The organism is Streptomyces sp. NPDC030296 (assembly GCF_055572815.1).
In genome coordinates, this window is sequence record NZ_JBVICQ010000006.1 from 198,072 (window position 1) to 223,950 (window position 25,879).

A 25,879-nucleotide genomic window follows, 5' to 3' on the forward strand; every position below is an offset into this window, starting at 1 on the left:
GCCCGTCAGCGCAGACGGTCAGTACACGTCCCGCACGTACCGCTTCTCGCCGGCCAGCTGCTTCACGTACGCGGCGGCCTCCTCCTCGCTCAGCCCGCCGTGGGCGACCGCGATGTCCCGCAGCGCCCGGTCGACGTCCTTCGCCATGCGGGAGGCGTCGCCGCAGACGTAGAAGCGGGCGCCGTCCTGCAGCCAGTGCCACAGCTCCGGACCGTGTTCACGCATCCGGTCCTGGACGTACACCTTCGCCCGCTGGTCCCGCGAGAACGCGGTGTCCAGCCGGTCCAGCACCCCCGCCCGCCGCAGCTCCGTCAGCTCGTCCTCGTAGTAATGGTCCGTGGCCCGGTGCTGCTCGCCGAAGAACAGCCAGTTGGGCGCCCGGTGGCCGAGGGCCCGCCGCTCCTGGAGGAAGCCGATGAAGGGGGCGACCCCGGTGCCGGGGCCTACCATGACCATCGGGGTCGTGGCGTCCGCCGGCGGCCGGAAGTGCGGTGACCGCTGCACGAACACCGGCACCTCCATGCCCGCCTCGCCGTCCGCGAGGAACGGCGAGCAGACCCCGCCGCGCGGCTGCCCGCGCAGGTTCTCGTACCGCACGACCGACACGGTCAGCGACACCTCGTGCGGGTCGACGAGCGGGCTCGACGAGATGGAGTACAGCCGGGGCTGGAGCCGCTTGAACACCCCTGCCCACTCGGTCGCGGAGGCCCGCACCGCGAACTCGGCGACCACGTCCACGGCCTGCCTGCCCCACGACCACCGGGCGAGCCCGTCCTTGTTGTCGGGTCGCATCAGCTTCTTCAACTCCCGGTTGTCCCGCGTCCGTTCGGAGACGAAGCGGAGCAGGTCCGGGGTGATCCGGGTGATGTCGAGATGCCGGTGCAGCGCCTCGGCGAAGGGCACCTCGCCGACACCGGCGACCTCCACGGCGGCCGAGCCGTCCAGACCGGTCACCGCCAGCCATTCCGCGACCAGGCCGGGGGAGTTGACCGGCCGCACCCCGAGCGCGTCACCGGCCTCGTACGTGAGCCCCGTCCCCTTCGTGTCGAAGGTGAACCGGCGTACTTCCTTGCCCGCCCCCGGCAGGCTGAGCAGCCGGTTGCCGACCAGCCGGGCGTGCGCGGGCGCGGGCCGGGCGGACCGGGGGGCGACGGGCTCGGTGAGGGGTGTGGTGACGGGGGCCGCGCCGGGCGCGGCCTGCGGGCCCGCCTCCGTGAGCCCCTGCGGAGAGGGGGTCCCCGTCCCGGTGCCGAGCGCGGTGAGCACCTGGCCGAGCCAGGCGTCCGCCGACGGCTCGTAGTCCGGCTCGCAGTCCGTACGGGGCGCCAGCCGCACCGCGCCCAGCTCGTCGAGCCGGGCGTCCAGCCGCCGGCCGTGCCCGCAGAAGTCGTCGTACGACGAGTCCCCGAACGCCAGCACCGCGTACCGCACACCGTCCAGCCGCGGCGCCTCCCGGTCCGTGAGCGCCTCCCAGAAACCGGAGCCGTTGTCGGGCGCGTCCCCGTCGCCGAAGGTGCTCGTGATCAGCAACAGGTCCGCTCCGCGCGGCAGTTCGGCCGGGGCGGCCTCGTCCATGCCGACCAGCGTCGCGCGGTGCCCGGCCGCGCCCAGATGCTCGGCGGCGGCCATGGCGAACTCCTCCGCGGTGCCGGTCTGCGAGGCCCACAGCACCACGACGTCCCGCCCGGTCGCCCCGGCCGCGGGGACGGCCTCGGGCGCCGCGGACCGCGAGTACATCCCGGCGAGCACCCCGTTCACCCACAGCGCGTGCTCGGGGCTGAACGGCGCGTCCGGCGGCAGTACGGGCACCCCGGTGACCCCGGACCCGAGCCCGGCGAGGAAACCGGTGAGGTACTGGCGCTCCTGGGCGGAGAGCACGGGCGGGGGAGCGGGTGCGAGACCGAAGGGATTGGCGCCGGGGGCGACCGCGGTCGGGACGAGCGCCTCGACAGCGTGAGCCCCGTCCGTCCGGGAGCCGACCGCACCGGCCGCGACCGGCTGGGTCCCGGCCGGCGCCTGCGCGGGCGCCGCCACCTTCGTCAGGCCCACCGCGCACACCTTCAACTCCGGCTGGAACGACAGCGGGTCCACCGCGTCGCTGGTCACCGCGTTGATGCTCAGGTACTCCCCGAACAGGTCGTTCCAGTGGAACGGCGCGAACAGACATCCCGGCCGCACCCTGTCCGTCACGACCACCGGCAGCACGGCTCGCCCCCGCCGCGAGGCGACCTCGACGAAGTCGCCGTCGGCGAGCTCCAGGGCCTTGGCGTCCTGCGGATGCACCTCCACGAACGGACCGGGGTTCAGCTTGTTGAGCTTGGCGACCTTGCCCGTCTTCGTCAGCGTGTGCCACTGGTGCTGCAGCCGCCCGGTGTTGAGCACGAACGGGAAGTCGTCGTCCGGGAGCTCGGCGGGCTCCATGTGCGGCCGCGCGTGGAACACGGCACGCCCGCTCGCGGTGGGGAACGTCAGCCCGCCGTCCGCGTCCACGTACCGGATCGGATTCCGCGCGGGGCCGGTCTCCTGCGCGGCCGGCCACTGCACCGTCGTCGACCGCAGCCGCTCGTACGTCACTCCCCGCAGATCCCACCCGGTCTTCGGGTTCCACGCCTGCTTGATCTCCTCGAAGACCTCCTCGGCGCTGTCGTACGAGAAGCCCTTCTCGAAGCCCATCCCCCGCGCGACGGCGGCGATGATCCGCCAGTCCGCCATCGCCTCGCCCGGCGGGTCGGCGGCGGCGGAGGCCAGCGTCAGATTCCGCTCGCTGTTGACGAGCACGCCCTCGGACTCGGTCCACAGGGCCCCGGGCAGCACGACATCGGCGTACGCGTTGGTCTCGGTGTCGGCGAACACGTCCTGTGTGACGACGAACTCCGCGGCCTCCAGCCCCTCGATCACGGTCTTCCGGTTGGCGACGGAGGCGACGGGGTTGGTGCAGATGATCCAGCACGCCTTGATCTCGCCGTCGGCCATCCTCCGGAACATCTCGACGGTGCCCTTGCCGAAACCGTCCGGGCGCAGCGTGTCCGGCGCCAGCCCCCACAGTTCCTCGACGAACGCCCGCTCCTCGTCCACGAGCACCGACCGCTGGCCCGGCAGCCCCGGCCCCATGTAGCCCATCTCGCGCCCGCCCATGGCGTTGGGCTGCCCGGTCAGGGAGAACGGCCCGCTGCCCGGCCGGCAGATGGCGCCGGTCGCCAGATGCAGATTGACGAGGGCGTTGGTGTTCCAGGTGCCGTGCGTGGACTGGTTCAGCCCCATGGTCCAGCAGCTCGTCCACTCGGCGGCCTCGCCGATCAGCCGCGCGGCCTCGCGTATGTCGTCGGCCGCGAGCCCGGTGACGGAGGCGACGGCGTCCGGCGCGTAGTCGGCGAGGAAATCGGGCATCGCCTCCCAGCCCTCGGTGTGGGCGGCGATGAACTCCGGGTCGGTGTGCCCGTTCTCGTGCAGCAGACGCAGCAGCCCGTTGAGCAGGGCGAGGTCAGTACCGGGACGGATCTGGAGGAACAGGTCGGCCTTCTCGGCGGTCGCCGTCCGCCGCGGATCGACGACGATCAGCTTCGCGCCCGCCTTCACCCGGTCCATCATCCGCAGGAAGAGAATGGGGTGGCAGTCGGCCATGTTCGAGCCGATCACGAGGAAGACGTCCGCCTTGTCGAGGTCCTCGTACGAGCCGGGCGGCCCGTCGGCGCCCAGCGACAGCTTGTAGCCGGTGCCGGCGCTCGCCATGCACAGCCGGGAGTTCGACTCGATCTGGTTGGTGCGGATGAAGCCCTTGGCCAGCTTGTTCGCCAGGTACTGCGCCTCAAGGCTCATCTGGCCGGACACATAGAACGCGAACGCGTCGGGCCCGTGCTCGTCGATGATCGCGCGTAGCCGCCGGGCCGTCTCGGAGAGGGCGTCCGCGACCGGCACGGGCACCGGCTCGTCACCCCGGTCGTCCCGCACGAGGGCCGTGGTGAGCCGGCCGGGCGCGGACAGCATGTCGGCGGTGGTCGCGCCCTTGGTGCAGAGCCGGCCGAAGTTCGCCGGGTGGGACTTGTCGCCGGTCGCCCTCAGGACCGTACGCCGCCCGTCGGGGCCCATCCCGACGTCCAGGAGCATGCCGCAGCCGACACCGCAGTACGAGCACACGGTCCGCACCTGGGTGGTGGTGCTCTGCGGGCCCTGCGCGACCACGGGCGGCCCCTCTCTGTCGGCGTGCGGGTGTCCGGTCCCCCTCCGGTACGGCGGCCGGACTGCTTCCGCTCAGCGTCCTGGTGGCCGCCGGGCAGGCTCGATCGTACGAATCGCCCGTTACGCCGATGTCACATGACCTGATCATGAGGGGTTACACCCACCACACACCGCCTGGCGCGGGGTTGTGAGGGCGAGGTCCGGCCGACGCGCTGGGCGGGGGTCTCTCGGCTGGCCTCGCGGTCCGTGTCGCTGTTGGGCCGAACGGGTGACCATGCGTAAGAATTGGTCGATGCAGTCAATCAGTGCGAGCCAGGGGGAAGGCCGGTGAACAGGGTGAACAGCCACGATGTCACCGACGAACAGTGGGAGGGGCTCGCACAGGTCGTGCCGCTGCGGGGCCGGGACGCCTGGCCGTCCGCGGTCGACCACCGGACCATACCGGAGGCCGAGACGGAGGCCCGGCGCCGTTTCGTCGTCCTCCGCGTCAATGTCTTCGCCGACGCCCGTGACGTCGCGGAGACGCTGATGGCGGGCATTCCGGTCCTCCTCGACCTCTCCGGCGCGGAGACCGAGGTGGCCAAACGCGTCCTCGACTTCAGCACCGGCGTCGTCTTCGGCCTCGCCAGCGGAATGCACCGGGTCGACCGCAACGTGTTCCTCCTCACACCCCACGGGACCGAGGTCCGGGGCCTGATGGAGGACGCGGGCGTCCCCGGGGTCTGACCGACCGGCCCGGACCGCTCGAACCACGGCAGACCGCCCGAACCGGGGCGGCGGACCCGAAGGCCGTCGGAGGCTTCACTCCGACGGCGCCGCGGTGATCCGCTTCTCGAACCAGTGATGGGCGTACGGCTCGTCGTTGAAGGCGGTGACCTCCTCGAAGCCGTAGGAGTGGTACAGGCCGATCGCGGCGCTGAGCGCTTTGTTGGTGTCCAGGCGCAGGACGTCATGGCCGTGCCGGGCGGCCCGGGACTCCAGTTCGGCCAGGAGCCGGCGGCCGAGGCCGAGGCCACGGGTGTGGGGCGCGACCCACATGCGCTTGACCTCGGCCGGGGCGCCGGGCGGCAGCTTCAGACCCGCACAGCCCACCGGCTCGCCGTGCAGCCGGGCGACCAGGAACAGCCCGTGCGGCGGCCGGAGTTCGCCCGCGTCGGGCAGCAGGCTCCGCGCGGGGTCGAATCCGGCTTCGAAGCGCTCCCGCAGTTCGGTGAAGTAGGACCGCAGACAGTGCTGGGCGTCGGGGTGGTCCGGGTCGACACCGTCCAACGCGACCGTCGCGGCGGTCAGCAGGCGGTCGACCTCGGCCATGGCGGCCACCAGCCGGACGCGCTGGGCCGCGTTGAGCGGTTCCAGAAGGGAGTCGGCGAGCTCGTCGCTGCGGCGATCAAGCGCGGCGCGCTCCGCGCGGCCCGCGTCGGTGAGCCGGACCGTACGCACCCGCCGGTCCCGGGGCTGCGGCTCCACCGTCACCAGGCCGTCGGTCTCCAGGGAACGCAACAACCGGCTGACGTACCCCGAGTCGAGCCCCAGGCGCTCGCGAAGCCGCCGTACGTCCTGGCCCTGCTCACCGATCTCCCACAGCAGCCGCGCCTCACCGACGGGCCGATCGCGGCCCAGGTACTGGTCGTGGAGCACGCCCACGCGTTCGGTGACGGTGCGGTTGAACCGCCGCACCTGATCGATCTCCGCCCGATCCATTCTCTGACTCTAGTCAGAGAACCGCCTGCGCGGCCAGCGACTCTGGTCAGAGAACCGCCTGCGCGGCCAGCGGCCGGCGCTCCCCGGCCCTCCCAGGCGCATCTCTGTGTGGGAGCGCTCCCTCGTAGGTAGGAAGATCCACGTGGTGGAACGATTCGTCTGGCGCTGGGCCCTCTACGGTCCGCATATGACCGTGTCACCCTCGTCGCCGGTGCGGCCCGGCGCCGACTCCGGTGTCCGCCCCGAGCGGCCGAGCGTCACCGAACTGCGGCTCTCGGCCTTCGCGGGCCACCGCGGCGCCGCCTTCCCGCTCGGACCGCTCACCCTCCTCGCCGGGCCCAGCGGCAGCGGCAAGACGACGGCGCTCAGAGCGTACGAGGCGCTCGCCCGGCTCGGCGGCGGCGCCCGTCTCGACGAGGCGTTCCCCGACCCGCACGGCTGCGTGCCCGAGCGGGCCCGCCCGGACGCCCAGCACCGCCGCGGCTTCCGACTCGGCTGCACCGCCGACGGCCCCGAGGGCCCCGTCCGGCTCGACATCGCCGTCCAGGCCGACCCCGAACTCCGTATCGTGGGCGAGCGGTTGACCTCCGGCGGGCTGATCCTCCTGGAGACCGCGCTGGTCGACCCGAGCCGCCCCGTGGTCCAAGCCGCCTGGCACACCGCGGGCGCGTCCCCCGTCACCCGCGGCCCCCTGCCCGACGACCGCCTCGGCACCGCCCTGCTTCCCCTGCGCGTCGCCGGCAAGACCGACGGTCAGCGTCGGGTCCTCGCCGCCGCCGAACAGATGGTGGTCGCCCTCCGCTCGGTCTTCGCCTGCGACCCCCGCCCCCGCCGTATGCGCGCCGCCGTACCGCTCGGATCCGGCCGCCTCCTGCGCGGCTGCGACAACCTCGCCGACGTGCTGTGGCGCACACGCACGGAGTGCGGCCGACGCCACGCGCAGCTTGTCGCGGCGGTCCGGGAGGGCTGCGCGGGACCGGTCGCCGACCTCCTCTCCGAACCGGCACCGGGCGGGAACGGCCAGGAGGACGCACGCAACGGACCCCGTCTCGGGAACGGGGCAGCTCACGGGACCGGGGCAGGCCACGGGTTCGCGACCGGCCCCGGCCTGGTGCGGGCGGTGCTCGACCGCGGTGACGGCGTACGGACACCCCTCGCCCTCCTCGGCGACGGTGAGCTGCGGTATCTCGCCCTGGCCCTGGTGCTGTTCACCGGCCCCGGCGTACTGGAGGTCGACCCGGTCGCCGAGGTCCCGGCGGCGCTCCAGACCCTGACCGTCCTGGCCGACGGCCTCGACCACTGCCTCGACCCCCGCCAGCGCGCCCAACTCCTGTGCGTGGCGGCCCGCATGGGCGAACGCGGCCACATCCGGCTGGTGGGCGCGGTGAGTGACGCGTCATGGGCCGCCGGGGTCCCCGGGGCGACGGTGGTACACCTGAACCGTGAAAGATCCTGAAGCCCCGGACGGACTCGACGTCCCCACCCTCCAGCGCCGCCTCGCCGACTTCGCGGCCGCCCGGAACTGGGCGCCGTACCACACCCCGAAGAACCTGGCCTCCGCCCTCAGCGTCGAGGCGTCCGAACTCGTCGAGATCTTCCAGTGGTTGACGCCCGAGGAGTCGGCCCGGGTGATGTCGGACCCCGACACCGCCCACCGGGTCACCGACGAAGTCGCCGACGTCCTCGCCTACTTGCTCCAGCTGTGCGAGGTGCTGGACATCGATCCGCTGGCCGCACTGGACGCGAAGATCGACCGCAACGAACGGAGGTTCCCGGCGCCGGAAGGCCCGTGATGCCGAGCCAACTCACCCGAATGTCACTCTACGTAGTCGGATTGCGGTGCTCTGCCGACTTGTTATCCACAGATTTCAGGCTTCCTCTGGCTTTCTGTCTCAGTCGCCCTCACTGTGGGTAATGAACAGACAAGAGGTCGGGCGGGACGTGTGAGAGCGCGTCGGGACAGTCGGGAGCAGCGCATGGACGCGGTGCGGCTCATCTTGGCGAGCAGGCGCGCTCTGGCGGGCAGCGTCGAGGAACCTCAACTGATGGCGGAGGCATGGCAGGCGTACGCCCTCGCGCAGGCGATCGGCAGCCGCCTCGCCGTCTCCGGACCACCTGAACTGCGCGGTGAGGCACTGGGGTTGACCGAGCTGGCCGGCAGCGGCTGCGGCATACTCGGTGCCCCTCCGCTCGGGGTGGGTGATTTACGCGCCGCCCAGCTCACCGAGTTGGGTGACGCCCATGACTCCCTCACCCGCCTCGGCGGTCTCCTGGGCGAGGTCGGCATCGCCCTCGTCGGCCTCGCCAGCGCCGCCGACGAGGAGTCGAGGTACTGGCAGTGCATGGAGGCGATCGACGCCGCCGACGAGGCCCGCGACAGAGTCCTCGAAATGCTCCGCCGTCTGGCGGTGCGGGACCAGGTCCTCGCGGAGCGGGACGCGGCAGCCAGCTGAACCGTTTCCCGCCGGGGAGAAGGGGCGCGCGGAGCCGCGAGAGGAACGACGACGACGCCGCCCCGCCCCCGCCGCACCCCCGGGTGCACCCGCGTCGGACGGCGAGGGCGGTCGGACGGCGAGGTCGGTCGCGGCGGCGAGGGCAGTCGGGGTGGCGAGGGCAGTCGGGGCGGCGAGGGCAGTCGGGCCTCGCGGGGGCGGTCAGACGGAGTCCGCGCCCTCCGCCGGAGCGGGACGAGGCGCTGACAGATCGGCGTCGAGCTGGGACAGGTCCGCGTTCAGGGCAGCCATCAACTCCTCCATCTGCTGGAGCAGACCCTTGGGCTGCGCAGGCGCTACGGCCTGCTCCGGCACGGATTCCTGGGACATGTGACGGCCTCCTCGGCCCTCGCCCCCCGAGGGGGCACGTGTGCGAGCGCCCCGGCAGCGACCGCCGGCGACGGGTGCCGGGCGGTCCGGCTCCTCCCGAGCAACGATCACCGTTGCCGCCGGTCACTGGCGTCGCTCGTCCCACGCACCGGATTGGCGCGTTTTCACCCGACGGAGCACCACGATCGGGGCCAGGACCGGTGGAGTTGACCGACGTCCGAGCGTGCAGGATGGAGGGCATGGATCTTCGCATCTTCACCGAGCCCCAGCAGGGGGCGACCTACGACACGCTGCTCACCGTCGCCAAGGCCACGGAGGACCTCGGCTTCGACGCCTTCTTCCGCTCGGACCACTACCTCCGCATGGGCTCCGTGGACGGCCTGCCCGGCCCCACCGACGCCTGGATCACCCTGGCCGGCCTCGCGAGGGAGACCAAGCGCATCCGGCTCGGCACCCTGATGACCGCGGGAACCTTCCGCCTGCCCGGTGTGCTCGCCATCCAGGTCGCCCAGGTCGACCAGATGTCCGGCGGCCGCGTCGAACTCGGGCTGGGCGCGGGCTGGTTCGAGGAGGAGCACAAGGCGTACGGCATCCCCTTCCCGAAGGAGAAGTTCGCGCGCCTGGAGGAGCAGCTGGCCATCGTCACGGGGCTGTGGGCCACCGAGGTCGGCAAGACCTTCTCGTACGAGGGCACCCACTACCAGCTGACCGACTCGCCCGCGCTGCCCAAGCCCGCGCAGGCCAAGGTGCCCGTCCTGATCGGCGGGCACGGCGCGAGCCGCACCCCGCGCCTCGCCGCGCGCTACGCCGACGAGTTCAACATGCCGTTCGCCTCGCTGGAGGACAGCGAGCGGCAGTTCGGGCGGGTCCGTGCGGCAGCGGAGGAGGCCGGTCGCAAGGGCGACGACCTCGTCTACTCGAACGCGCTGGTCGTCTGCGTCGGCAAGGACGACGCCGAGGTCGCCCGCCGTGCCGCCGCGATCGGCCGCGAGGTCGACGAGCTCAAGACCAACGGGCTCGCCGGCACCCCCGCCGAGGTCGTCGAGAAGATCGGCCGCTACCGGGCCATCGGCTCGCAGCGCCTCTACCTCCAGGTCCTCGACCTCGACGACCTGGACCACCTGGAGCTGATCTCCTCGCAGGTGCAGTCGCAGCTGTCCTAGGGCTCGCCAGAGCCGGCCCAGGGCCGTCCCCAGTCTCGCCCGGAGCGGTCGGGAACAGGCCCCGCGTCCCTGAGGGAGGGAGGCGGGGCCACGGTCGGCGGCGGCGACGACATCACCGCCCTCACCGACTACCTCACGGCCCACAGCCCGGTCTCCCCGCCTGGGCACGGACCGGGTGACGGAACTGCCCTGACCCCGGCGGACGAGGTCAGGCGGCGGCGTCGCGCACGTGCACGCTGACGGCGTACCCGCCGCCCTCCTCGTAGGGGGCGCCGTCCCAGGTGGCGTAGCGCTCCCGCAGGGTCAGCCCGGCCCGCGCGCACCAGTCGTCGAAGTCCGTCAGCGTCACGGTCGCCTCCGGCAGCGGCAGGTGAGCCGCGTCCAGGCCCATGCCGGTGACCAGCAGCCCGCCGGGGCGCAGTACGGCGGCCAGCTGCCGGACCACGGTCGGCTCGGTGCCGGGGGCGAGCAGCGGGATGACGTTGCCGGCGGCGACCACCAGGTCGAAGTCCGGCCCCAGACCGAGGGTGTCCAGGCGGGCGAGGTCCCCGTGGAGCCAGCGCGAGGCGGGTGCCTCGCGCTGGGCCACGGCCAGCATGGAGCGGTCGACGTCCACCCCCGTGCAGTGGTGCCCCAGCTCGGCGAGCCGGATCGCGACCCGTCCGGTGCCGCAGCCGGCGTCGAGGATCCGGGCGCCGGGTTCCAGCAGCGCGGCGCAGAAGGTGGCCTCTCCGTGGACGTCATGGCCGGAGGCGGCGAGCCGCGCGAACCGCCGGGCGTACTCCTCCCCGCCCTGCCCGCCCGTCAGCTCCGCCCAACGATCCCGCTGCGTTCCCATGTCCCGCGTGCCCTCCGCTCAGCCCTCGTCCCAGGACCGGGACGCCGCGCCGGCACCCCCACCGATCGTCGCACGCGAACCCCGCCCCCACGCGCGCCGCCCGACGTGACGCCCTCCGGTGTGGGCGAGGCGCGCGGAGTCACTGACCCACCCACCGGCCGCCGCCCGGCCCGGGCCGAAAATACTCATTGCCCACAGCACGTTCTCTGTAGGTTGTACGGACACTTCCCACCCGACTCGAGGCCAACCCAAGTGTTCCTGACGATCAGTACCACCGGCACCCCAGAGCGCCCCGCGACCGACCTCGGTTACCTGCTGCACAAGCATCCCGACAAGGCGCAGGCGTTCTCCACGTCCTACGGCAAGGCGCACGTCCTCTACCCGGAGGCGGGCGTCGAGCGGTGCACGGCCGCGCTGCTGCTGGAGGTGGACGCGGTGGCCCTGGTCCGGCGGGGCAAGGGCAAGGGTCGCGGCGGCGCCCCGGACGCGGCGCTCGCCCAGTACGTCAACGACCGCCCGTACGCGGCCTCCTCCCTGCTCGCCGTCGCGCTGAGCAGCGTCTTCTCCAGCGCGATGAGCGGTCGCTGCACCGCCCGGCCCGACGCCCCGGGCGAGGCCCGCCCCCTGCGCGTCGAGATACCCGCGGTGCCCGCGCGCGGCGGCCCGGACCTCGTCGCCAAGCTGTTCGAGCCGCTCGGCTGGACGGTCACCGTCGAGGCGGTGCCGCTCGACACGCGGTTCCCGGAGTGGGGCGCCTCCCGTTACGTCCACCTGGTCCTGGAGTCGGAGTCCCTGACCCTGGCCGAGGCACTGCGCCATCTGTACGTCCTGCTGCCGGTCCTCGACGACGCCAAGCACTACTGGGTTTCGTCCGACGAGGTCGACAAGCTGCTGCGGGCCGGTGAGGGCTGGCTGCCCGACCACCCGGAGCAGAAGCTGATCACCAGCCGCTATCTCTCCCGCCGCTGGTCGCTGACCCGCCAGGCCATGGAGCGCCTGGAACTCGTACGGCTGGCCGAGGCCGACGACAGCGAGGTCGAGGAGATCGACAACGCCGTCGAGGAGCCGGAGGAGACGGAGGAGACGGCGGCGACCGATGCCTCCGGTGCCTCCGATGCCGCCGGGACGGCCGGGGGAACGGAGGGCGCCACCCCCGTCACCACGGACGGCCCGACCGAGACCGCCCTGCCCACCGAGGACAGGCCCACGCCCCTCGCCGTGCTCCGCCGCGACGCGATCGTCGCCGCTCTGAAGGACTCCGGTGCCACCCGGGTGCTCGACCTCGGCTGCGGGCAGGGCCAGCTCGTGCAGGCGCTGCTCAAGGACCCGCGGTTCACCGAGATCGTCGGCACCGACGTGTCGATGCGCGCGCTCACCATCGCCTCCCGCCGTCTCAAGCTCGACCGGATGGGGGAGCGGCAGGCCTCGCGCGTGCAGCTCTTCCAGAGTTCCCTCGCCTACACCGACAACCGGCTCAAGGGCTACGACGCCGCCGTGCTGTCCGAGGTCATCGAGCACCTCGACCTGCCCCGGCTGCCCGCCCTGGAGTACGCCGTGTTCGGCTCGGCCCGCCCCCGGACCGTCGTCGTGACCACCCCGAACGTCGAGTACAACGTCCGCTGGGAGACCCTCCCGGCCGGCCACGTCCGCCACGGCGACCACCGCTTCGAGTGGACGCGCGAGGAGTTCCGCGCCTGGGCGGCCACGGTGGCCGAACGGCACGGCTACGACGTCGCGTTCGTGCCCGTCGGACCCGACGACCCGGAGGTGGGGCCACCCACCCAGATGGCCGTGTTCAGCATCAGCGACATGAACGAGAAGGAGGCGAAGGCGGCATGAGCGACACCACCGTGGAGACCGGCGTGCGGAAGGCCGGGGGGCGCACCCTGCCCGTCACCGACCTCTCCCTCGTCGTCCTGATCGGCGCCTCCGGCTCCGGCAAGTCGACCTTCGCCCGCAAGCACTTCAAGCCCACCGAGATCATCTCCTCCGACTTCTGCCGGGGCCTCGTCTCCGACGACGAGAACGACCAGAGCGCGACGAAGGACGCCTTCGACGTGCTGCACTACATCGCCGGCAAGCGGCTCGCCGCCGGCCGCCGCACCGTCGTCGACGCGACCAGCGTGCAGTCGGAGTCCCGCAAGCAGCTCATCGACCTGGCCCGCAAGCACGACGTGCTGCCGATCGCCATCGTCCTGGACGTGCCCGAGGAGGTGTGCGCCGAGCGCAACGCGGCCCGCACCGACCGCGCCGACATGCCGCGCCGCGTCATCCAGCGCCATACCCGCGAACTCCGCCGCTCCCTGCGCCACCTGGAGCGCGAGGGCTTCCGCAAGGTGCACGTCCTGCGAGGCGTGGCCGACGTCGAGAACGCCACGATCGTCACCGAGAAGCGCTACAACGACCTCACCCACCTCACCGGCCCGTTCGACATCATCGGCGACATCCACGGCTGCGCCCACGAGCTGGAGGCACTCCTCGGCAAGCTCGGCTACGTCGACGGCGTCCACCCCGAGGGCCGTACGGCCGTCTTCGTCGGCGACCTCGTCGACCGCGGACCCGACAGCCCGGGCGTGCTGCGCCGCGTGATGTCGATGGTCGGCTCGGGCAACGCGCTGTGCGTCCCCGGCAACCACGAGAACAAGTACGGCCGCTACCTCAAGGGCCGCAACGTCCAGCACACGCACGGCCTCGCCGAGACCATCGAGCAGATGGAGGGCGAGAGCGAGGAGTTCAAGAAGCAGGTCCGGGAGTTCATCGACGGACTCGTCAGCCACTACGTCCTCGACGGCGGGAAGCTGGTCGTCTGCCACGCGGGCCTGCCGGAGAAGTACCACGGCCGCACCTCCGGCCGGGTGCGCAGCCACGCCCTGTACGGCGACACCACGGGGGAGACCGACGAGTTCGGGCTGCCCGTGCGCTACCCGTGGGCGGAGGACTACCGGGGCCGCGCGGCCGTCGTCTACGGCCACACCCCGGTGCCGCAGGCCACCTGGCTGAACAACACCATCTGCCTCGACACGGGAGCCGTGTTCGGCGGGAAGCTGACCGCGCTGCGCTGGCCGGAGCGCGAACTGGTCGACGTACCGGCGGAGCAGGTCTGGTACGAGCCGACGCGGCCGCTGGCCTCCGAGGCGCCCGGCGGCCACGAGGGCCGGCCGCTGGCCCTGACGGACGTGCACGGCCGCCGTATCGTCGAGACCCGCTACGACGGCCAGGCCCGCGTCTCGATCCGTGAGGAGAACGCGGCCGCCGCCCTGGAGGTCATGAGCCGCTTCGCCGTCGACCCGCGGCTGCTGCCGTACCTCCCGCCGACCATGGCGCCGACGGCCACCTCGCACGTCGAGGGCTATCTGGAGCACCCGGCGGAGGCGTTCGCGCAGTACCAGGAGGACGGGGTCGCGCGGGTCGTGTGCGAGGAGAAGCACATGGGCTCGCGGGCCGTCGCCCTGGTCTGCCGTGACGCGGACGCGGCCCGCCGCCGCTTCGGTGTGGACGGTCCCACCGGCTCCCTCTACACCCGTACCGGCCGCCCGTTCTTCGACGACGAGGCCCGCACCGAGCTGGTCCTCGCCCGGGTGCGCGAGGCCCTGACGGCGGCCGGGCTGTGGGAGGAGCTGGACACCGACTGGGTGCTGCTCGACGCCGAGCTGATGCCGTGGTCGCTGAAGGCGTCCGGCCTGCTGCGCACCCAGTACGCGGCGGTCGGCGCCGCGTCCGGCGCGGTGTTCCCCGGAGCGCTGGCCGCCCTGGAGGGCGCGGCGGCGCGGGGTGTCGACGTGGGCGGGCTGCTGGACAAGCAGCGGGAGCGGGCCGCCGACGCGGCCGCGTTCACCGAGGCGTACCGGCGTTACTGCTGGCCCACCGAGGGCCTGGACGGGGTGCGGCTCGCCCCGTTCCAGATCCTCGCCGTCCAGGGCCGCAGCCTCGCGGCGCTGCCGCACGACGAACAGCTCGCCCTCATCGACCGGCTCGTCGAGTTCGACGCCAGCGGACTGCTGCAGACCACCCGGCGGCTGTTCGTGGACACCGGCGACGAGGACTCGGTCCGCGCGGGCGTCGACTGGTGGCTGGAGATGACGGGCCGCGGCGGCGAGGGCATGGTCGTGAAGCCCGTCGGCGCCGTCGTCCGCACGGAGCAGGGGCGGCTGGTGCAGCCCGGCATCAAGTGCCGGGGCCGGGAGTACCTGCGCATCATCTACGGCCCGGAGTACACCCGCCCGGACAACCTGGCCCGGCTGCGCGGCCGTTTCCTCAACCACAAGAGGTCCCTCGCCATCCGCGAGTACGTCCTCGGTCTGGAGGCCCTCGACCGGCTCGCCGAGGGGGAGCCGCTGTGGCGGGTGCACGAGGCCGTGTTCGGGGTACTGGCCCTGGAGTCGGAGCCGGTCGACCCCCGGCTGTGACCGCCGGGCCCGCGCCTGTGCGGCGACTTTGCGGCTGATAATGTCGCAGACAGGCGTGGCCGTGCTCCGCGTTCGAATGGTTTCAGCGGTTCCGGCACTGCTCGGGGGCAGCGATCGCAGCCAATCGCAGGCGATAGCTGTCACCCGGGTCGGTCCCATCGGTTCCATTCGAAGGTATGCGGGGTACCCCATGCGTCGCAGCACAGCGCAGTCCGGGCGACAGCGGTCGGCACTCGACGCCGCCTACGACGAGTGCCGCCGCCTGGTCCGCACGACGCGGCCCACCGAGTACGCCCTGATGGGTCTGATGCCCCCGGCGGCCCGGCCCGCCTGCTGGGCCCTGTACGCGGCGTTCGCCCACGCGGACGACCTGCTCGACTCCACCGACGGCACCCCCGAGGAGCGCGCCGCCCGGCTCCACCAGTGGCGGACGGCGCTGGAGGCCGACCTGACGAGCGGCACCAGCGACGACCCGATCCGGCTCGCGCTGACCGACGCGGTCTGGCACTGGGGGCTCGACCTCGGCGACCTGCTGGGCGCGCTGGAGGCGGTCCAGCGGGACGGCGACCGGCAGTCCGTCGCCACCTGGCAGGAGTGGCGGGAACGGTCCCACGCCCAGAACATCAGCTGGCCCGAGCAGTTCATGCGGCTGCTGGTGCGCTGCGGCCTGCCCGTCCCCGTACGGCTGCGGGACGTGCCGGGCTTCACCCGTTTCGTGGAGGGCTTGTTCCTCGCGGACATGCTCCGCGACCTGCCCGAGGATCTTGACGGGGGGCACGTCTGGTTCCCGACCGAGGTGCTCGACCGGTTCCAGGTCGCCCCGGCCGATCTGATCGCCCGCCGGTGGACCCCCGCCGTCCGGCGGCTCATCGCCCACCTCACGGGTGAGGCCCGTGCCTGGCTGGAGGGCGCCCGCCGGGTCCTGCGCGGCAGCCTGCCGCTGGGGCCGGCGATCGTCCTGGACACCACCGTCGACCTGTTCACCGCGGAGCTGGACGCGATCACAGGCGCGGGCCCCGCCGCGCTGAGCCGGCCCGTACGCGTCCCCCGGCACAAGCAGTGGCGCGTCCTCGGCCCGGCCCGCGCCCGCGCCGCCGCGATCTGGCGGCTGACCCTGCCGCCCACCACGCCCACCCCGGGTGGCCGCCCGGTCGCGGGCCCCGGCACCGACACCGGGCAGCACCCCACCCCCGAATGGCAGCCGGTGCCGGTCGCCGAGCCGCCCCTGCCACCGCGCCCCCACGTCGACGGCGTACGCCCGCCCGAGATCGCCCCCGCCCAACTCCCGAACCACGTGGCCATCGTCATGGACGGCAACGGCCGCTGGGCCACCGGCCTCGGCCTGCCCCGCGACGAGGGGCACCGCGCCGGGGCGGTCGCCCTGCGCGACGTCGTCCAGGGCGCCCTGGAGATCGGCCTGCGCCATCTGACGGTGTACGCGTTCTCCACGGAGAACTGGAAGCGCTCACCCGACGAGGTCTCCAAGCTGTTCGCCATCATGCGTGCCGAACTCCTCGACGGGGAACTGCTCCAGCACGACGTACGCCTGCGCTGGATCGGCTCCCCCGACGGCCTCCCGGACGACGTCGTCGAGGTCCTGCGGTCCCAGGAACGCGCCACCCGCCACCGCACGGGCCTGACCCTCAACGTCTGCGTCAACTACGGCGGCCGCGCCGAACTGACCCAGGCGGGCGCGGCGCTCGCTCGCGCCGCCCTCGCCGGCGACATCGACCCCTCCCGCGTCACCGAGCAGCTGTTCGCCGCGCACCTCCCGCACCACGCCATGCCCGACGTGGACCTCCTGTGGCGCACCAGCGGTGAACTCCGCATCTCCAACTTCCTCCCCTGGCACGCCCACTACGCCGAACTCCACTTCACCGACACCCCCTGGCCGGAGGCCGACCGCCGAGACCTCTGGCAGGCCCTGGAGACCTACACCCACAGAAAACGCCGCAAGGGAGCGGCGACGGAAACGAAGTAGCGGGCCCGAGGGGAGACAAGGAGGGCAGGGGGCGCAGCCCCCGCCCTCCAGGGGCGCGGGGAACTGCGCGACCAGCCCCCACGAACCCGCAGACACCCACGCGTGCATCCCCCGGCGGGGGCGGCGGGGGCGACACCCTCACCCCAGAAGCCGCAACCGCACCCCCGCCACCCCCACCTCCACCGTCTGCCCCCACGTCAACTCCAACGCGTCCCCCTCCATCCCGTCCCCGAACACGATCAACCGATCCGACTCCACGGTCACCCGCAACCGCGCCCCCGCCCCCAGCGCCCCCGCCACCATCGACGTACCGGTCACCGGCGACGGCCACGCCTCCCGCACGAACCACAGCAGCCGCGCCTCACCCGGCCCCGGCAGCTCCAGCCGGCTCGCCCGCTCCTGCCACACCGACCGGATCCACCCGGTCGCCCCCGTCCCCGTCCCCACCAGCACCCCCGACGAGGCCTGGGACTCGACGGCACCCCTGTCGCCGTCGAGCCCCAGGCGGTACCGCGCGGTCTGGTGCCCCGCCGCGCCCAGATAGACCTCGTTGAGCGCCACCAGCCGCTGCGTGTCGTCGGCGACGGCCTCCACCATGGTCAGCTCGTCCACCGCCGCCCCCCGCCCCACCGCCGAGCCGAGCAGCTTCCCCACGTCCCCGACCCCGTGCCGGACCAGCACCCCAGGGTTCCGCCGGGGGTCGGCGTTGACCCCGAGCACCGGCTGCCCCGCGAGGTACTTCGCGACGTTGGCCACCAGACCGTCCTGCCCGACGACGACCACGACGTCCTCGGGGGCGAACAGGAACCGGTCCAGGTCGGCCCGCTCCACACGGGCCTGACGCCAGGTCAGCGGCACCGAGGACGTGACATCGGCCAGCGCCCGCCGCTCCCGGCGGTGCCGCTCGGCCACGTCCTCGATGTCCCGCCCACGTGACCTCAGGAAGAAGGCGGCCTGGCCGTGCGTGCCGTGCCGGGCCACCAACTCCTCGTACTCGGTGGTGCGGTGCACCAGCACCACCCGTGGCGCGAGACTCACGCGCTCTCCCCGGAACCGCCCGCCCCACCCAGCCTCGCCAGCAGTCCGGTCAGCACGTCCGGCGAGACGGTCACGCTCTCGATCCGCGGCAGGTTCTCCGCGAGGCGCGTCCCGGTCAGCGCGTGCAGCGTCGCCGCGTCCACCTCGCCGTGCACCCGCAACCACGCCGACTGTGCCTCGGCCCGCGCCGCGCCGACGGCCCGCGCGGCCGTCGCCTCCGCCTCCGCGAGCTTGACCTGCCGGGCCGCCTCCGCCTCGGCGAGCCGGACGTTCCGCGTGGCCTCCGCCTCGGCGAGCTGCACGGTGCGCGCGGCCTCCGCCTCGGTGAGCCGCAGCGTCCGGGCCGCCTCCGCTCCGGCCTTCACGGCGTCCGCGGCGGCCTTCTCCTCGGCCTCCCGGCGCGCGTTCGTCCCGCGCTGTTCGACCAACTGCTCCTCGCGCCGGGCGAGTTCGATCTGGCTGGCCAGTTCGTTCTCCGCGATGGCCCGTTCCCGTTCGACGGCCACGGCCCGCCGTTCGTAGGTCGCCCGGTCCGCCTCCTGCTGGATCTGCTCCCGCGCGGGCGTCCGCAGGGCCCGCTCCACCTCCGGCTCGGGCCGCAGCGCCACCACGCGTACGGCCACGATCTCGATGCCGGTGGCCGGCAGCCGGGGCTCGGCCGCGAGGCCGCTCGCCACCCGCTCCCGTACCGCCGCGACCCCGTCGACCAGCGCGGACGACAGCGACGTACGGGCGAGGACGTCCAGGGCGTGCTGCTGGGCCGTCTCCGTCAGCAGCGTCGACAGCTGCTCCAGGGGAGCGCCCCGCCAGACACCCGTGTCGGGGTCGATGGAGAAGTCGAGCCGCGCGGCGGCGATCGCCGGGTCGCTGACCCGGTAGGTCACCGTCGCCTGCACCGCCACGTCCTGGAAGTCGGACGTACGGGCGTGGAAGGTCATGGCCAGCTCTCGGTCGTCGACCGGGACCTCGGACAGCGCGGCGGTCAGCGACCGGTACCAGAAGCTCAGCCCCGGTCCGTCGTGCACGAGTCGTCCGGAGCGGTGGTGACGGATGTGCGCGGTGGGCGCACCGCGCAGATGCCGCCAGCCGAACCGTCTGGTGATGTCGGCCATGAATGATCCCCCTCGTCGTCCCCATGGACTCGTTCGCGTCAGGTAGACGATAATGGCTCGGGCTGATTATCGTCAAGGAGACGAGATCGAGGAATCGTTTCGGCCGACCTGTGGGTGAACGCACGCCCGAATGGTCAGGATGGAGGCATGGGATTCCATGTCGACTCCGAGGCCGGGCGGCTGCGCCGCGTCATCCTGCACCGACCGGATCTGGAGCTCAAAAGGCTCACCCCCAGCAACAAGGACCTGCTCCTCTTCGACGACGTGCTGTGGGTGCGCCGGGCGCGCGCGGAGCACGACGGCTTCGCGGACGTGCTGCGCGATCGGGGAGTCGCCGTCCATCTCTTCGGCGACCTGCTGACAGACGTCATGCGAGTCCCCGAGGCCCGCGAGCTCGTCCTCGACCGGGTCTTCGACGAGAAGGAGTACGGCCCGCTCGCCACGGACCACCTCCGGGCCGCCTTCGAGTCCCTGCCCCTCGGTGAACTGGTCGAGGCGCTGATCGGCGGGATGACCAAGCGGGAGTTCCTCGACGCGCACATGGAGCCGACGAGTGTCCGCTTCCATGTCATGGAGCTGGACGACTTCCTCATCGACCCGCTCCCCAACCACCTCTTCACCCGCGACACCTCCGCCTGGATCTACGACGGGGTCTCCATCAACGCCATGCGCTGGCCGGCCCGTCAGCGCGAGACCGTCCACTTCGAGGCGATCTACCGGCACCACCCCCTCTTCCGCGGTGAGGGGTTCCATGTCTGGTCCGAGGGGCAGGCCGACTACCCCTCCACCATCGAGGGCGGCGACGTCCTCGTCATCGGCAACGGCGCCGTCCTCATCGGCATGAGCGAGCGGACCACGCCGCAGGCCGTCGAGATGCTCGCCCACAAACTGTTCGCCGCCGGTTCCGCGCGGACCATCGTCGCCCTGGACATGCCGAAGCGCCGTGCCTTCATGCACCTCGACACGGTCATGACGATGGTCGACGGCGACACCTTCACCCAGTACGCCGGACTCGGCATGCTCCGCTCGTACACCATCGAGCCCGGCGTCGGTGAGAAGGAGTTGAAGGTCACCGACCACCCGCCGGAGCACATGCACCGCGCGATCGCGGCCGCCCTGGGGCTGAACGAGATCCGCGTGCTCACCGCCACCCAGGACGTCCACGCCGCCGAGCGCGAGCAGTGGGACGACGGATGCAACGTCCTGGCCGTGGAGCCGGGGGTGGTGGTGGCCTACGAGCGGAACGTGACGACCAACACGCATCTGCGCAAGCGGGGCATCGAGGTGATCGAGATCCCCGGGAGCGAACTGGGGCGGGGGAGAGGCGGTCCGCGCTGCATGAGCTGCCCGGTGGAGAGGGCGCCCGTCTGAGCGGCCCACGTGGAGGCCGACGGGCCTGTATAGAAATGTGGAACATCGTATAGACTTCCATCCGTTCCGCAGTCCTCCCGTTCCCGACCGACCCTGGAGCGTCCCCATGGCGACCGCCCTCCCCGCCCTCGCCGGGCGCCACTTCCTCAAGGAGCTCGACTTCACCGCCGAGGAGTTCCGCGGGCTGATCGAGCTGGCCGTGGAGCTGAAGGCGGCGAAGAAGGCGGGGACGGAGACCCGGAGCCTGACGGGCCGGAACATCGCGCTGATTTTCGAGAAGACCTCGACGCGCACCCGCTGCGCGTTCGAGGTCGCCGCGGCCGACCAGGGCGCCTCGACCACCTACCTCGACCCCTCCGGCTCGCAGATGGGGCACAAGGAGTCCGTCCGGGACACCGCCCGGGTGCTCGGCCGGATGTTCGACGCGATCGAGTACCGCGGGGACAGCCAGGCCAACGTCGAGGAGCTCGCCGCGTACGCCGGGGTGCCCGTCTACAACGGCCTCACCGACGACTGGCACCCCACGCAGATGCTCGCCGACGTGATGACCATGACCGAGCACAGCGACAAGCCGCTGACCGACATCGCCTTCGCCTACCTCGGGGACGCCCGCTTCAACATGGGCAACTCCTACCTGGTCACCGGCGCGCTGCTCGGCATGGACGTCCGCGTCGTCGCCCCCCGCTCCTACTGGCCCGCCGAGGAGATCGTCGCCCACGCCCGCAAGCTCGCCGAGATCAGCGGGGCGCGGATCACGCTCACCGAGCAGGTCGAGGAGGGGGTGCGCGGCGCCGACTTCGTGGCCACGGACGTATGGGTGTCGATGGGTGAGCCGAAGTCCGTCTGGGACGAGCGGATCGCCGCGCTCTCCCCGTACGCGGTGACCATGGACGTGCTGCGCGCCACCGGCAACCCCGATGTCAAGTTCCTCCACTGCCTGCCGGCCTTCCACGACCTGGGCACGAAGGTCGGCCGGGAGATCCACGAGAGCCACGGCCTGGACTCGCTGGAGGTGACCGACGAGGTCTTCGAGTCCGAGCACTCGGTCGTCTTCGACGAGGCGGAGAACCGACTCCACACGATCAAGGCGGTCCTGGTGGCGACCCTGGCCTGAGCAGGGCCTGAGCGGGACCTGAGCAGGGCCTGAGTGGGGCCTGCGGGGGTCTGCGGTGCGACCGCTCGTCCGCCAGGGCGCTCTAGACCATCCCCGGCCGCTGCTGGCGCGGCACCGACGGGAGGCGGAACCAGACCGCCTTGCCCGAGCTGGTGGGGCGGTGACCGCAGGCCGAGCTGAGGGCTCGGATCAGCAGCAGGCCCCGGCCGTGTTCCTGCCAGGGGTCCGGCTCGTCGTACCCGGGCGCCGTGAGGTCACCCGGCGGCGCCGGGTCCGGGTCGTGCACCTCGACCGTGCAGCCGGACGGCAGCAGCTCCACGACCAGCTCTATCGGGCCGTCCCCCGCCGCGTGCTCCACCGCGTTCGCCACCAGCTCCGCCGTGAGCAGCTCCGCCGTGTCGCAGTCCGTCCCGTGCTTCAGGTCCGTCAGAGCCGTCCGGACCAGCGCGCGGGCCACGGGCACGGCCGCGGCCGTGTGCGGCAGCGCGATGCGCCAGGAGGAGGGGGTGGAGGGCTCGTGCAAGGTGGCGGGTCCGTTCATGGAGCAGGTCATGGCTCGTCCTGCTTTCAGCGTTACGAATGGTACGGCGCGCCCCTACGCGATCACTCGCCGGGCGCCGTGCGGGACCTTCGGCCCCGCTGTCGGGCGATGTACCCCTACCGACGCCGCGCCGCTCACGGCGGAGCCCGCCGTTACGTGCTTGTGGAACGTCCGTGACCGAGTCACGGGACCGATCGGACCGGGCGCCCCACCCGCCTCCGCCCATCCGGCTATCGCGCACTCGTGACGACAGTCAGATATCAGTGATAACTTCGTAGGAGCAGGTAAGCAGCCGCAGCGTCGCGGTAGCCCCCCGAGGAGGCCGCCCGTCATGAGTCCCTTCACCGGCTCCGCCGCCCGCACCTCCGACTGGCGACATCTGCGGTGCTCGCTCGCCGGCGGCGTCGCCACGGTCACCCTCGCCCGCCCCGACAAGCTCAACGCGCTCACCTTCGGCGCCTACGCCGACCTGCGCGACCTGCTCGCCGAGCTGTCCCGGGAGAGGTCCGTGCGCGCCCTGGTGCTGGCCGGCGAGGGCCGCGGCTTCTGCTCGGGCGGCGACGTCGACGAGATCATCGGCGCCACCCTCGGCATGGACACCGCCCAGCTCCTCGATTTCAACCGCATGACCGGGCAGGTCGTCCGGGCCGTCCGCGAATGCCCGTTCCCGGTGATCGCCGCCGTGCACGGGGTGGCGGCCGGCGCCGGCGCGGTCCTCGCCCTGGCCGCCGACTTCCGCGTCGCGGACCCGACCGCCCGCTTCTCGTTCCTCTTCACCCGCGTCGGCCTCTCCGGCGGCGACATGGGCGCCGCCTATCTCCTGCCGCGCGTCGTCGGCCTCGGTCACGCCACCCGCCTGCTGATGCTCGGCGACCCCGTCCACGCCGCCGAGGCCGAACGCATCGGCCTCGTCAGCCGGCTCACCGGCGAGGGCGAGGCCGACACGGCCGCCCACGCCCTGGCCCGCCGCCTTGCCGAGGGCCCCGCCCTCGCCCAGGCCCAGACCAAGGCCCTCCTCACCGCCGAGCTGGACATGCCGCTCGCGGCGGCCGTCGAACTGGACGCCGCCACCCAGGCCCTGCTGATGAACGGTGAGGACTACGCGGAGTTCCACGCGGCGTTCACCCAGAAGCGCCCACCGAAATGGCGAGGCCGCTGAATGCCCGCCGACGGGGCGAGGGAGCCACGGGCGCGGGACGCCGTCGACCAGCGGGCCCGCCCCGAGGCGCGGCCGGCCCCCACCCACCCGCGGACGCCCGCGCACCGCGGCCACCCCCACCGCATCGCGATCATCGGCGGAGGCCCCGGCGGCCTCTACGCCGCAGCCCTCCTCAAACGCCTCGACCCCACCCGCGACATCACCGTCTGGGAACGCAACGCCCCCGACGACACCTTCGGCTTCGGCGTGGTCCTCTCCGACGAGACCCTCGGCGGCATCGAACACGCCGACCCGGTGGTGTACGAGGCCCTGCGAGGCGACTTCGTGCGCTGGGACGACATCGACATCGTCCACCGGGGCACCCGCCACACCTCCTCGGGCCACGGCTTCGCCGCCCTCGGCCGCCACAGACTCCTCCAGATCCTCCAGGACCGCTGCCGCGCCCTCGGCGTCACCCTCCGCTTCGGCACGGAAGCCCCCTACCCGGACTGGCTCTGCCAGACGAACGACCTGGTCATCGCGGCCGACGGCGTGCACAGCGCGACACGCGAGGCGTACGCGGCGATGTTCCGGCCGACCATCGAGACCCACCGCTGCCGCTACATCTGGCTGGCCGCCGACTTCGCCTTCGACGCGTTCCGCTTCGAGATCCTGGAGACGGAACACGGGTTCATGCAGCTCCACGGCTACCCCTACTCCCGCCCGTCCCCCGACCGCCGTCCCTCGACGAAGCCCTCCGGGCCGCGGGATCACCTCGGCGCCTCCACGGTCATCGTCGAGATGCGCGAGGAGGTCTGGCGGGCCGCCGGCTTCGAGGAACTGGACACCGCCGAGTCGGTCGAGCGCTGCGCGAAGCGGTTCTCGGACGCGCTCGGCGGACGTCCGCTGCGCGCCGACAACTCCACGTGGACGACGTTCCGCACGGTCGTCAACGACCGCTGGTCCCACGGCAACCTGGTCCTCCTCGGCGACGCCGCGCACACCGCGCACTTCTCGATCGGCTCCGGCACGAAACTGGCCGTCGAGGACGCCCTCGCGCTGGCCGCCTGCCTGGAGGAACAGCCCGACCTGGACCGGGCGCTGGCCGCCTACGAGGAGGAGCGGCGCCCCGTGGTCGCCTCGACGCAGCGTGCGGCGCGGGCCAGCCTGGAGTGGTTCGAGAACATCGGCCTGTACCGGCGCCAGCCGCCTCGCCAGTTCGCGTTCAACCTGCTCACCCGCAGCCGCCGCGTCACCCACGACAACCTCCGGCTGCGCGACGCGCACTTCACGGGCGCCGTGGAGCGGGAGTTCGGCTGCCCGCCGGGCACGCCCCCGATGTTCACCCCGTTCCGGCTGCGCGGCCTGACCCTGCGCAACCGGGTCGTCGTGTCCCCCATGGACATGTACTCGGCGACCGACGGCCTCCCCGGCGATTTCCACCTCGTCCACCTGGGCGCGCGGGCGCTCGGCGGCGCCGGGCTCGTGATGACCGAGATGGTGTGCGTGAGCCCCGAGGGGCGCATCACCCCCGGCTGCGCCGGACTCTGGAACGCCCGGCAGGCCGAGGCATGGCGCCGCGTCGTCACGTTCGTGCACGACAAGGCCCCCGGCACGGCCATCGGCGTCCAGCTCGGCCACTCCGGACGCAAGGGCTCCACCAAACGCATGTGGGAAGGCATCGACGAGCCGCTGGACGACGGCAACTGGCCCCTCGTCGCCGCCTCCCCGCTCCCGTACACACCGGCGAACCCCACCCCGCGCGAACTCTCCCGCGCCCGACTCACCGACATACGCGAGCAGTTCACCTCGGCCGCCTGCCGTGCCGCCCGCAGCGGTTTCGACCTCCTCGAACTCCACTGCGCGCACGGCTATCTGCTCTCCGGGTTCCTCTCCCCGCTGACGAACCGCCGCACCGACCGGTACGGCGGCCCACTGGACCGCCGGCTGCGCTTCCCCCTCGAAGTGTTCGACGCGGTGCGGGCCGTCTGGCCCGAGGAACGGCCGATGACGGTCCGGATCTCCGCCACGGACTGGGCGCGCGGCGGTACGACCGCCGCCGAGGCCGTGGAGATCGCCCGGGCCTTCGCCGCGCACGGGGCGGACGCCGTCGACGTCTCCACCGGACAGGTCGTGGCCGACGAGCGCCCCGCGTACGGCCGCTCGTACCAGACCCCGTACGCGGACCGGATCCGCCAAGAGACGGGGACACCGGTGATCGCCGTGGGCGCGATCTCCTCCTGGGACGACGTCAACTCCCTGATCCTCGCCGGCCGCGCCGACCTCTGCGCCCTCGGCCGCCCCCACCTCTACGACCCGCACTGGACGCTGCACGCCGCGGCCGAACAGGGCTACGAGGGCCCGGCTGTGACCTGGCCCGACCCCTACCGGGCGGGAAGCCGCCGCCCGAACACCGGCCGCACCGACGCCCCCAAGCCGAGGCTCACCCTGGACGGCGCCCCCTGACCCCGACCGTCA

19 protein-coding genes are annotated in these 25,879 nt (G+C 72.7%); 12 read left to right on the top strand and 7 right to left on the bottom strand.

The annotated features are described in order from the left end of the window. Nucleotides 1-18 precede the first annotated feature (18 nt). Complete coding sequence (locus ACZ4Z3_RS19080) at nt 19-4,179, bottom strand: molybdopterin-dependent oxidoreductase (protein WP_468502072.1); 4,161 nt, start codon at nt 4,177-4,179, stop codon at nt 19-21. Between the two features lie 333 nt (nt 4,180-4,512). On the opposite strand from ACZ4Z3_RS19080, the gene ACZ4Z3_RS19085 reads away from it, so the two are divergent. After that, the gene (locus tag ACZ4Z3_RS19085; RefSeq protein ID WP_468502347.1) at nt 4,513-4,902 is read left to right on the top strand and encodes a cell division protein SepF; all 390 of its coding nucleotides are present in this window, start codon (nt 4,513-4,515) and stop codon (nt 4,900-4,902) included. A gap of 75 nt (nt 4,903-4,977) precedes the next feature. Here the strand turns inward: ACZ4Z3_RS19085 and ACZ4Z3_RS19090 are convergent, their stop codons facing one another. Then, on the bottom strand, nt 4,978-5,877 hold the full coding sequence (locus ACZ4Z3_RS19090) for a bifunctional helix-turn-helix transcriptional regulator/GNAT family N-acetyltransferase (protein WP_468502073.1): 900 nt from the start codon (nt 5,875-5,877) through the stop codon (nt 4,978-4,980). Nucleotides 5,878-6,064: 187 nt separating this feature from the next. On the opposite strand from ACZ4Z3_RS19090, the gene ACZ4Z3_RS19095 reads away from it, so the two are divergent. From ACZ4Z3_RS19095 to ACZ4Z3_RS19105, 3 genes are all read left to right on the top strand, one after another. Beyond that, a complete protein-coding gene (locus ACZ4Z3_RS19095) occupies nt 6,065-7,333 on the top strand; it encodes an AAA family ATPase (RefSeq protein ID WP_468502074.1) in 1,269 nt (422 codons plus the stop codon). Then, nucleotides 7,320-7,670, top strand: a complete 351-nt coding sequence (locus tag ACZ4Z3_RS19100) for a nucleotide pyrophosphohydrolase (RefSeq protein WP_468502075.1) — start codon at nt 7,320-7,322, stop codon at nt 7,668-7,670. Before ACZ4Z3_RS19095 ends, ACZ4Z3_RS19100 begins: the two co-directional genes overlap by 14 nt. 183 nt (nt 7,671-7,853) lie before the next feature. Further along, nucleotides 7,854-8,330 (top strand): DUF6099 family protein, encoded by a 477-nt coding sequence (locus ACZ4Z3_RS19105; protein ID WP_468502076.1) that lies wholly within the window; start codon nt 7,854-7,856, stop codon nt 8,328-8,330. 201 nt (nt 8,331-8,531) lie between these two features. On the opposite strand, the gene ACZ4Z3_RS19110 is transcribed toward ACZ4Z3_RS19105, so the two are convergent. Further along, nucleotides 8,532-8,699 (bottom strand): hypothetical protein, encoded by a 168-nt coding sequence (locus tag ACZ4Z3_RS19110; RefSeq protein ID WP_468502077.1) that lies wholly within the window; start codon nt 8,697-8,699, stop codon nt 8,532-8,534. A gap of 239 nt (nt 8,700-8,938) precedes the next feature. Here ACZ4Z3_RS19110 and ACZ4Z3_RS19115 point away from each other — a divergent pair, with 239 nt between their 5' ends. Next, a complete protein-coding gene (locus ACZ4Z3_RS19115; protein ID WP_468502078.1) occupies nt 8,939-9,862 on the top strand; it encodes an LLM class F420-dependent oxidoreductase in 924 nt (307 codons plus the stop codon). Between the two features lie 208 nt (nt 9,863-10,070). Here the strand turns inward: ACZ4Z3_RS19115 and ACZ4Z3_RS19120 are convergent, their stop codons facing one another. Next, nucleotides 10,071-10,700: a class I SAM-dependent methyltransferase gene (locus tag ACZ4Z3_RS19120; protein WP_468502079.1), complete on the bottom strand. Its 630-nt coding sequence runs from the start codon at nt 10,698-10,700 to the stop codon at nt 10,071-10,073. 252 nt (nt 10,701-10,952) lie between these two features. On the opposite strand from ACZ4Z3_RS19120, the gene ACZ4Z3_RS19125 reads away from it, so the two are divergent. The 3 genes from ACZ4Z3_RS19125 to uppS all read left to right on the top strand — a co-directional run bounded on the left by ACZ4Z3_RS19125 (nt 10,953) and on the right by uppS (nt 17,087). After that, nucleotides 10,953-12,539: a 3' terminal RNA ribose 2'-O-methyltransferase Hen1 gene (locus ACZ4Z3_RS19125; RefSeq protein WP_468502080.1), complete on the top strand. Its 1,587-nt coding sequence runs from the start codon at nt 10,953-10,955 to the stop codon at nt 12,537-12,539. Then, complete coding sequence (locus ACZ4Z3_RS19130) at nt 12,536-15,106, top strand: polynucleotide kinase-phosphatase (protein WP_468502081.1); 2,571 nt, start codon at nt 12,536-12,538, stop codon at nt 15,104-15,106. Before ACZ4Z3_RS19125 ends, ACZ4Z3_RS19130 begins: the two co-directional genes overlap by 4 nt. Before the next feature lie 190 nt (nt 15,107-15,296). Further along, nucleotides 15,297-17,087 carry a polyprenyl diphosphate synthase gene (gene uppS / locus ACZ4Z3_RS19135; RefSeq protein WP_468502082.1) on the top strand — a complete coding sequence of 597 codons (1,791 nt, stop codon included), beginning with the start codon at nt 15,297-15,299 and terminating at the stop codon, nt 17,085-17,087. A 138-nt stretch (nt 17,088-17,225) separates the two neighbouring features. Here uppS and ACZ4Z3_RS19140 read toward each other — a convergent pair whose 3' ends face one another. Together ACZ4Z3_RS19140 and ACZ4Z3_RS19145 are read right to left on the bottom strand one after the other, a co-directional pair. Beyond that, nucleotides 17,226-18,125: an NAD(+)/NADH kinase gene (locus tag ACZ4Z3_RS19140; protein ID WP_468502083.1), complete on the bottom strand. Its 900-nt coding sequence runs from the start codon at nt 18,123-18,125 to the stop codon at nt 17,226-17,228. Beyond that, nucleotides 18,122-19,237 (bottom strand): SPFH domain-containing protein, encoded by a 1,116-nt coding sequence (locus ACZ4Z3_RS19145; RefSeq protein WP_468502084.1) that lies wholly within the window; start codon nt 19,235-19,237, stop codon nt 18,122-18,124. Before ACZ4Z3_RS19145 ends, ACZ4Z3_RS19140 begins: the two co-directional genes overlap by 4 nt. Before the next feature lie 147 nt (nt 19,238-19,384). Between ACZ4Z3_RS19145 and ACZ4Z3_RS19150 the strand changes: the two genes are divergently transcribed. Next, the gene (locus tag ACZ4Z3_RS19150) at nt 19,385-20,608 is read left to right on the top strand and encodes an arginine deiminase (protein WP_468502085.1); all 1,224 of its coding nucleotides are present in this window, start codon (nt 19,385-19,387) and stop codon (nt 20,606-20,608) included. A gap of 106 nt (nt 20,609-20,714) precedes the next feature. Beyond that, nucleotides 20,715-21,722 (top strand): ornithine carbamoyltransferase, encoded by a 1,008-nt coding sequence (argF, locus tag ACZ4Z3_RS19155; protein ID WP_468502086.1) that lies wholly within the window; start codon nt 20,715-20,717, stop codon nt 21,720-21,722. An 82-nt stretch (nt 21,723-21,804) separates the two neighbouring features. Here argF and ACZ4Z3_RS19160 read toward each other — a convergent pair whose 3' ends face one another. Then, nucleotides 21,805-22,263, bottom strand: a complete 459-nt coding sequence (locus ACZ4Z3_RS19160) for an ATP-binding protein (RefSeq protein WP_468502087.1) — start codon at nt 22,261-22,263, stop codon at nt 21,805-21,807. Nucleotides 22,264-22,594: 331 nt separating this feature from the next. Here ACZ4Z3_RS19160 and ACZ4Z3_RS19165 point away from each other — a divergent pair, with 331 nt between their 5' ends. Beyond that, the gene (locus tag ACZ4Z3_RS19165) at nt 22,595-23,422 is read left to right on the top strand and encodes an enoyl-CoA hydratase family protein (protein WP_468502088.1); all 828 of its coding nucleotides are present in this window, start codon (nt 22,595-22,597) and stop codon (nt 23,420-23,422) included. Next, nucleotides 23,423-25,867 carry a bifunctional salicylyl-CoA 5-hydroxylase/oxidoreductase gene (locus ACZ4Z3_RS19170; protein ID WP_468502089.1) on the top strand — a complete coding sequence of 815 codons (2,445 nt, stop codon included), beginning with the start codon at nt 23,423-23,425 and terminating at the stop codon, nt 25,865-25,867. Nucleotides 25,868-25,879 lie beyond the last annotated feature (12 nt).

Excerpts from the sequence above, each read along its gene's own strand:
- ACZ4Z3_RS19165 (WP_468502088.1), top strand. The coding sequence starts at position 22,595 with ATGAGTCCCTTCACCGGCTCCGCCGCCCGCACCTCCGACTGGCGACAT.
- ACZ4Z3_RS19110 (WP_468502077.1), bottom strand. The coding sequence starts at position 8,699 with ATGTCCCAGGAATCCGTGCCGGAGCAGGCCGTAGCGCCTGCGCAGCCC.
- ACZ4Z3_RS19145 (WP_468502084.1), bottom strand. The coding sequence starts at position 19,237 with ATGGCCGACATCACCAGACGGTTCGGCTGGCGGCATCTGCGCGGTGCG.
- ACZ4Z3_RS19160 (WP_468502087.1), bottom strand. The coding sequence starts at position 22,263 with ATGAACGGACCCGCCACCTTGCACGAGCCCTCCACCCCCTCCTCCTGG.
- ACZ4Z3_RS19150 (WP_468502085.1), top strand. The coding sequence starts at position 19,385 with ATGGGATTCCATGTCGACTCCGAGGCCGGGCGGCTGCGCCGCGTCATC.
- ACZ4Z3_RS19170 (WP_468502089.1), top strand. The coding sequence starts at position 23,423 with ATGCCCGCCGACGGGGCGAGGGAGCCACGGGCGCGGGACGCCGTCGAC.
- ACZ4Z3_RS19105 (WP_468502076.1), top strand. The coding sequence starts at position 7,854 with ATGGACGCGGTGCGGCTCATCTTGGCGAGCAGGCGCGCTCTGGCGGGC.
- uppS (WP_468502082.1), top strand. The coding sequence starts at position 15,297 with ATGCGTCGCAGCACAGCGCAGTCCGGGCGACAGCGGTCGGCACTCGAC.
- ACZ4Z3_RS19115 (WP_468502078.1), top strand. The coding sequence starts at position 8,939 with ATGGATCTTCGCATCTTCACCGAGCCCCAGCAGGGGGCGACCTACGAC.
- ACZ4Z3_RS19130 (WP_468502081.1), top strand. The coding sequence starts at position 12,536 with ATGAGCGACACCACCGTGGAGACCGGCGTGCGGAAGGCCGGGGGGCGC.
- argF (WP_468502086.1), top strand. The coding sequence starts at position 20,715 with ATGGCGACCGCCCTCCCCGCCCTCGCCGGGCGCCACTTCCTCAAGGAG.
- ACZ4Z3_RS19090 (WP_468502073.1), bottom strand. The coding sequence starts at position 5,877 with ATGGATCGGGCGGAGATCGATCAGGTGCGGCGGTTCAACCGCACCGTC.
- ACZ4Z3_RS19095 (WP_468502074.1), top strand. The coding sequence starts at position 6,065 with ATGACCGTGTCACCCTCGTCGCCGGTGCGGCCCGGCGCCGACTCCGGT.
- ACZ4Z3_RS19120 (WP_468502079.1), bottom strand. The coding sequence starts at position 10,700 with ATGGGAACGCAGCGGGATCGTTGGGCGGAGCTGACGGGCGGGCAGGGC.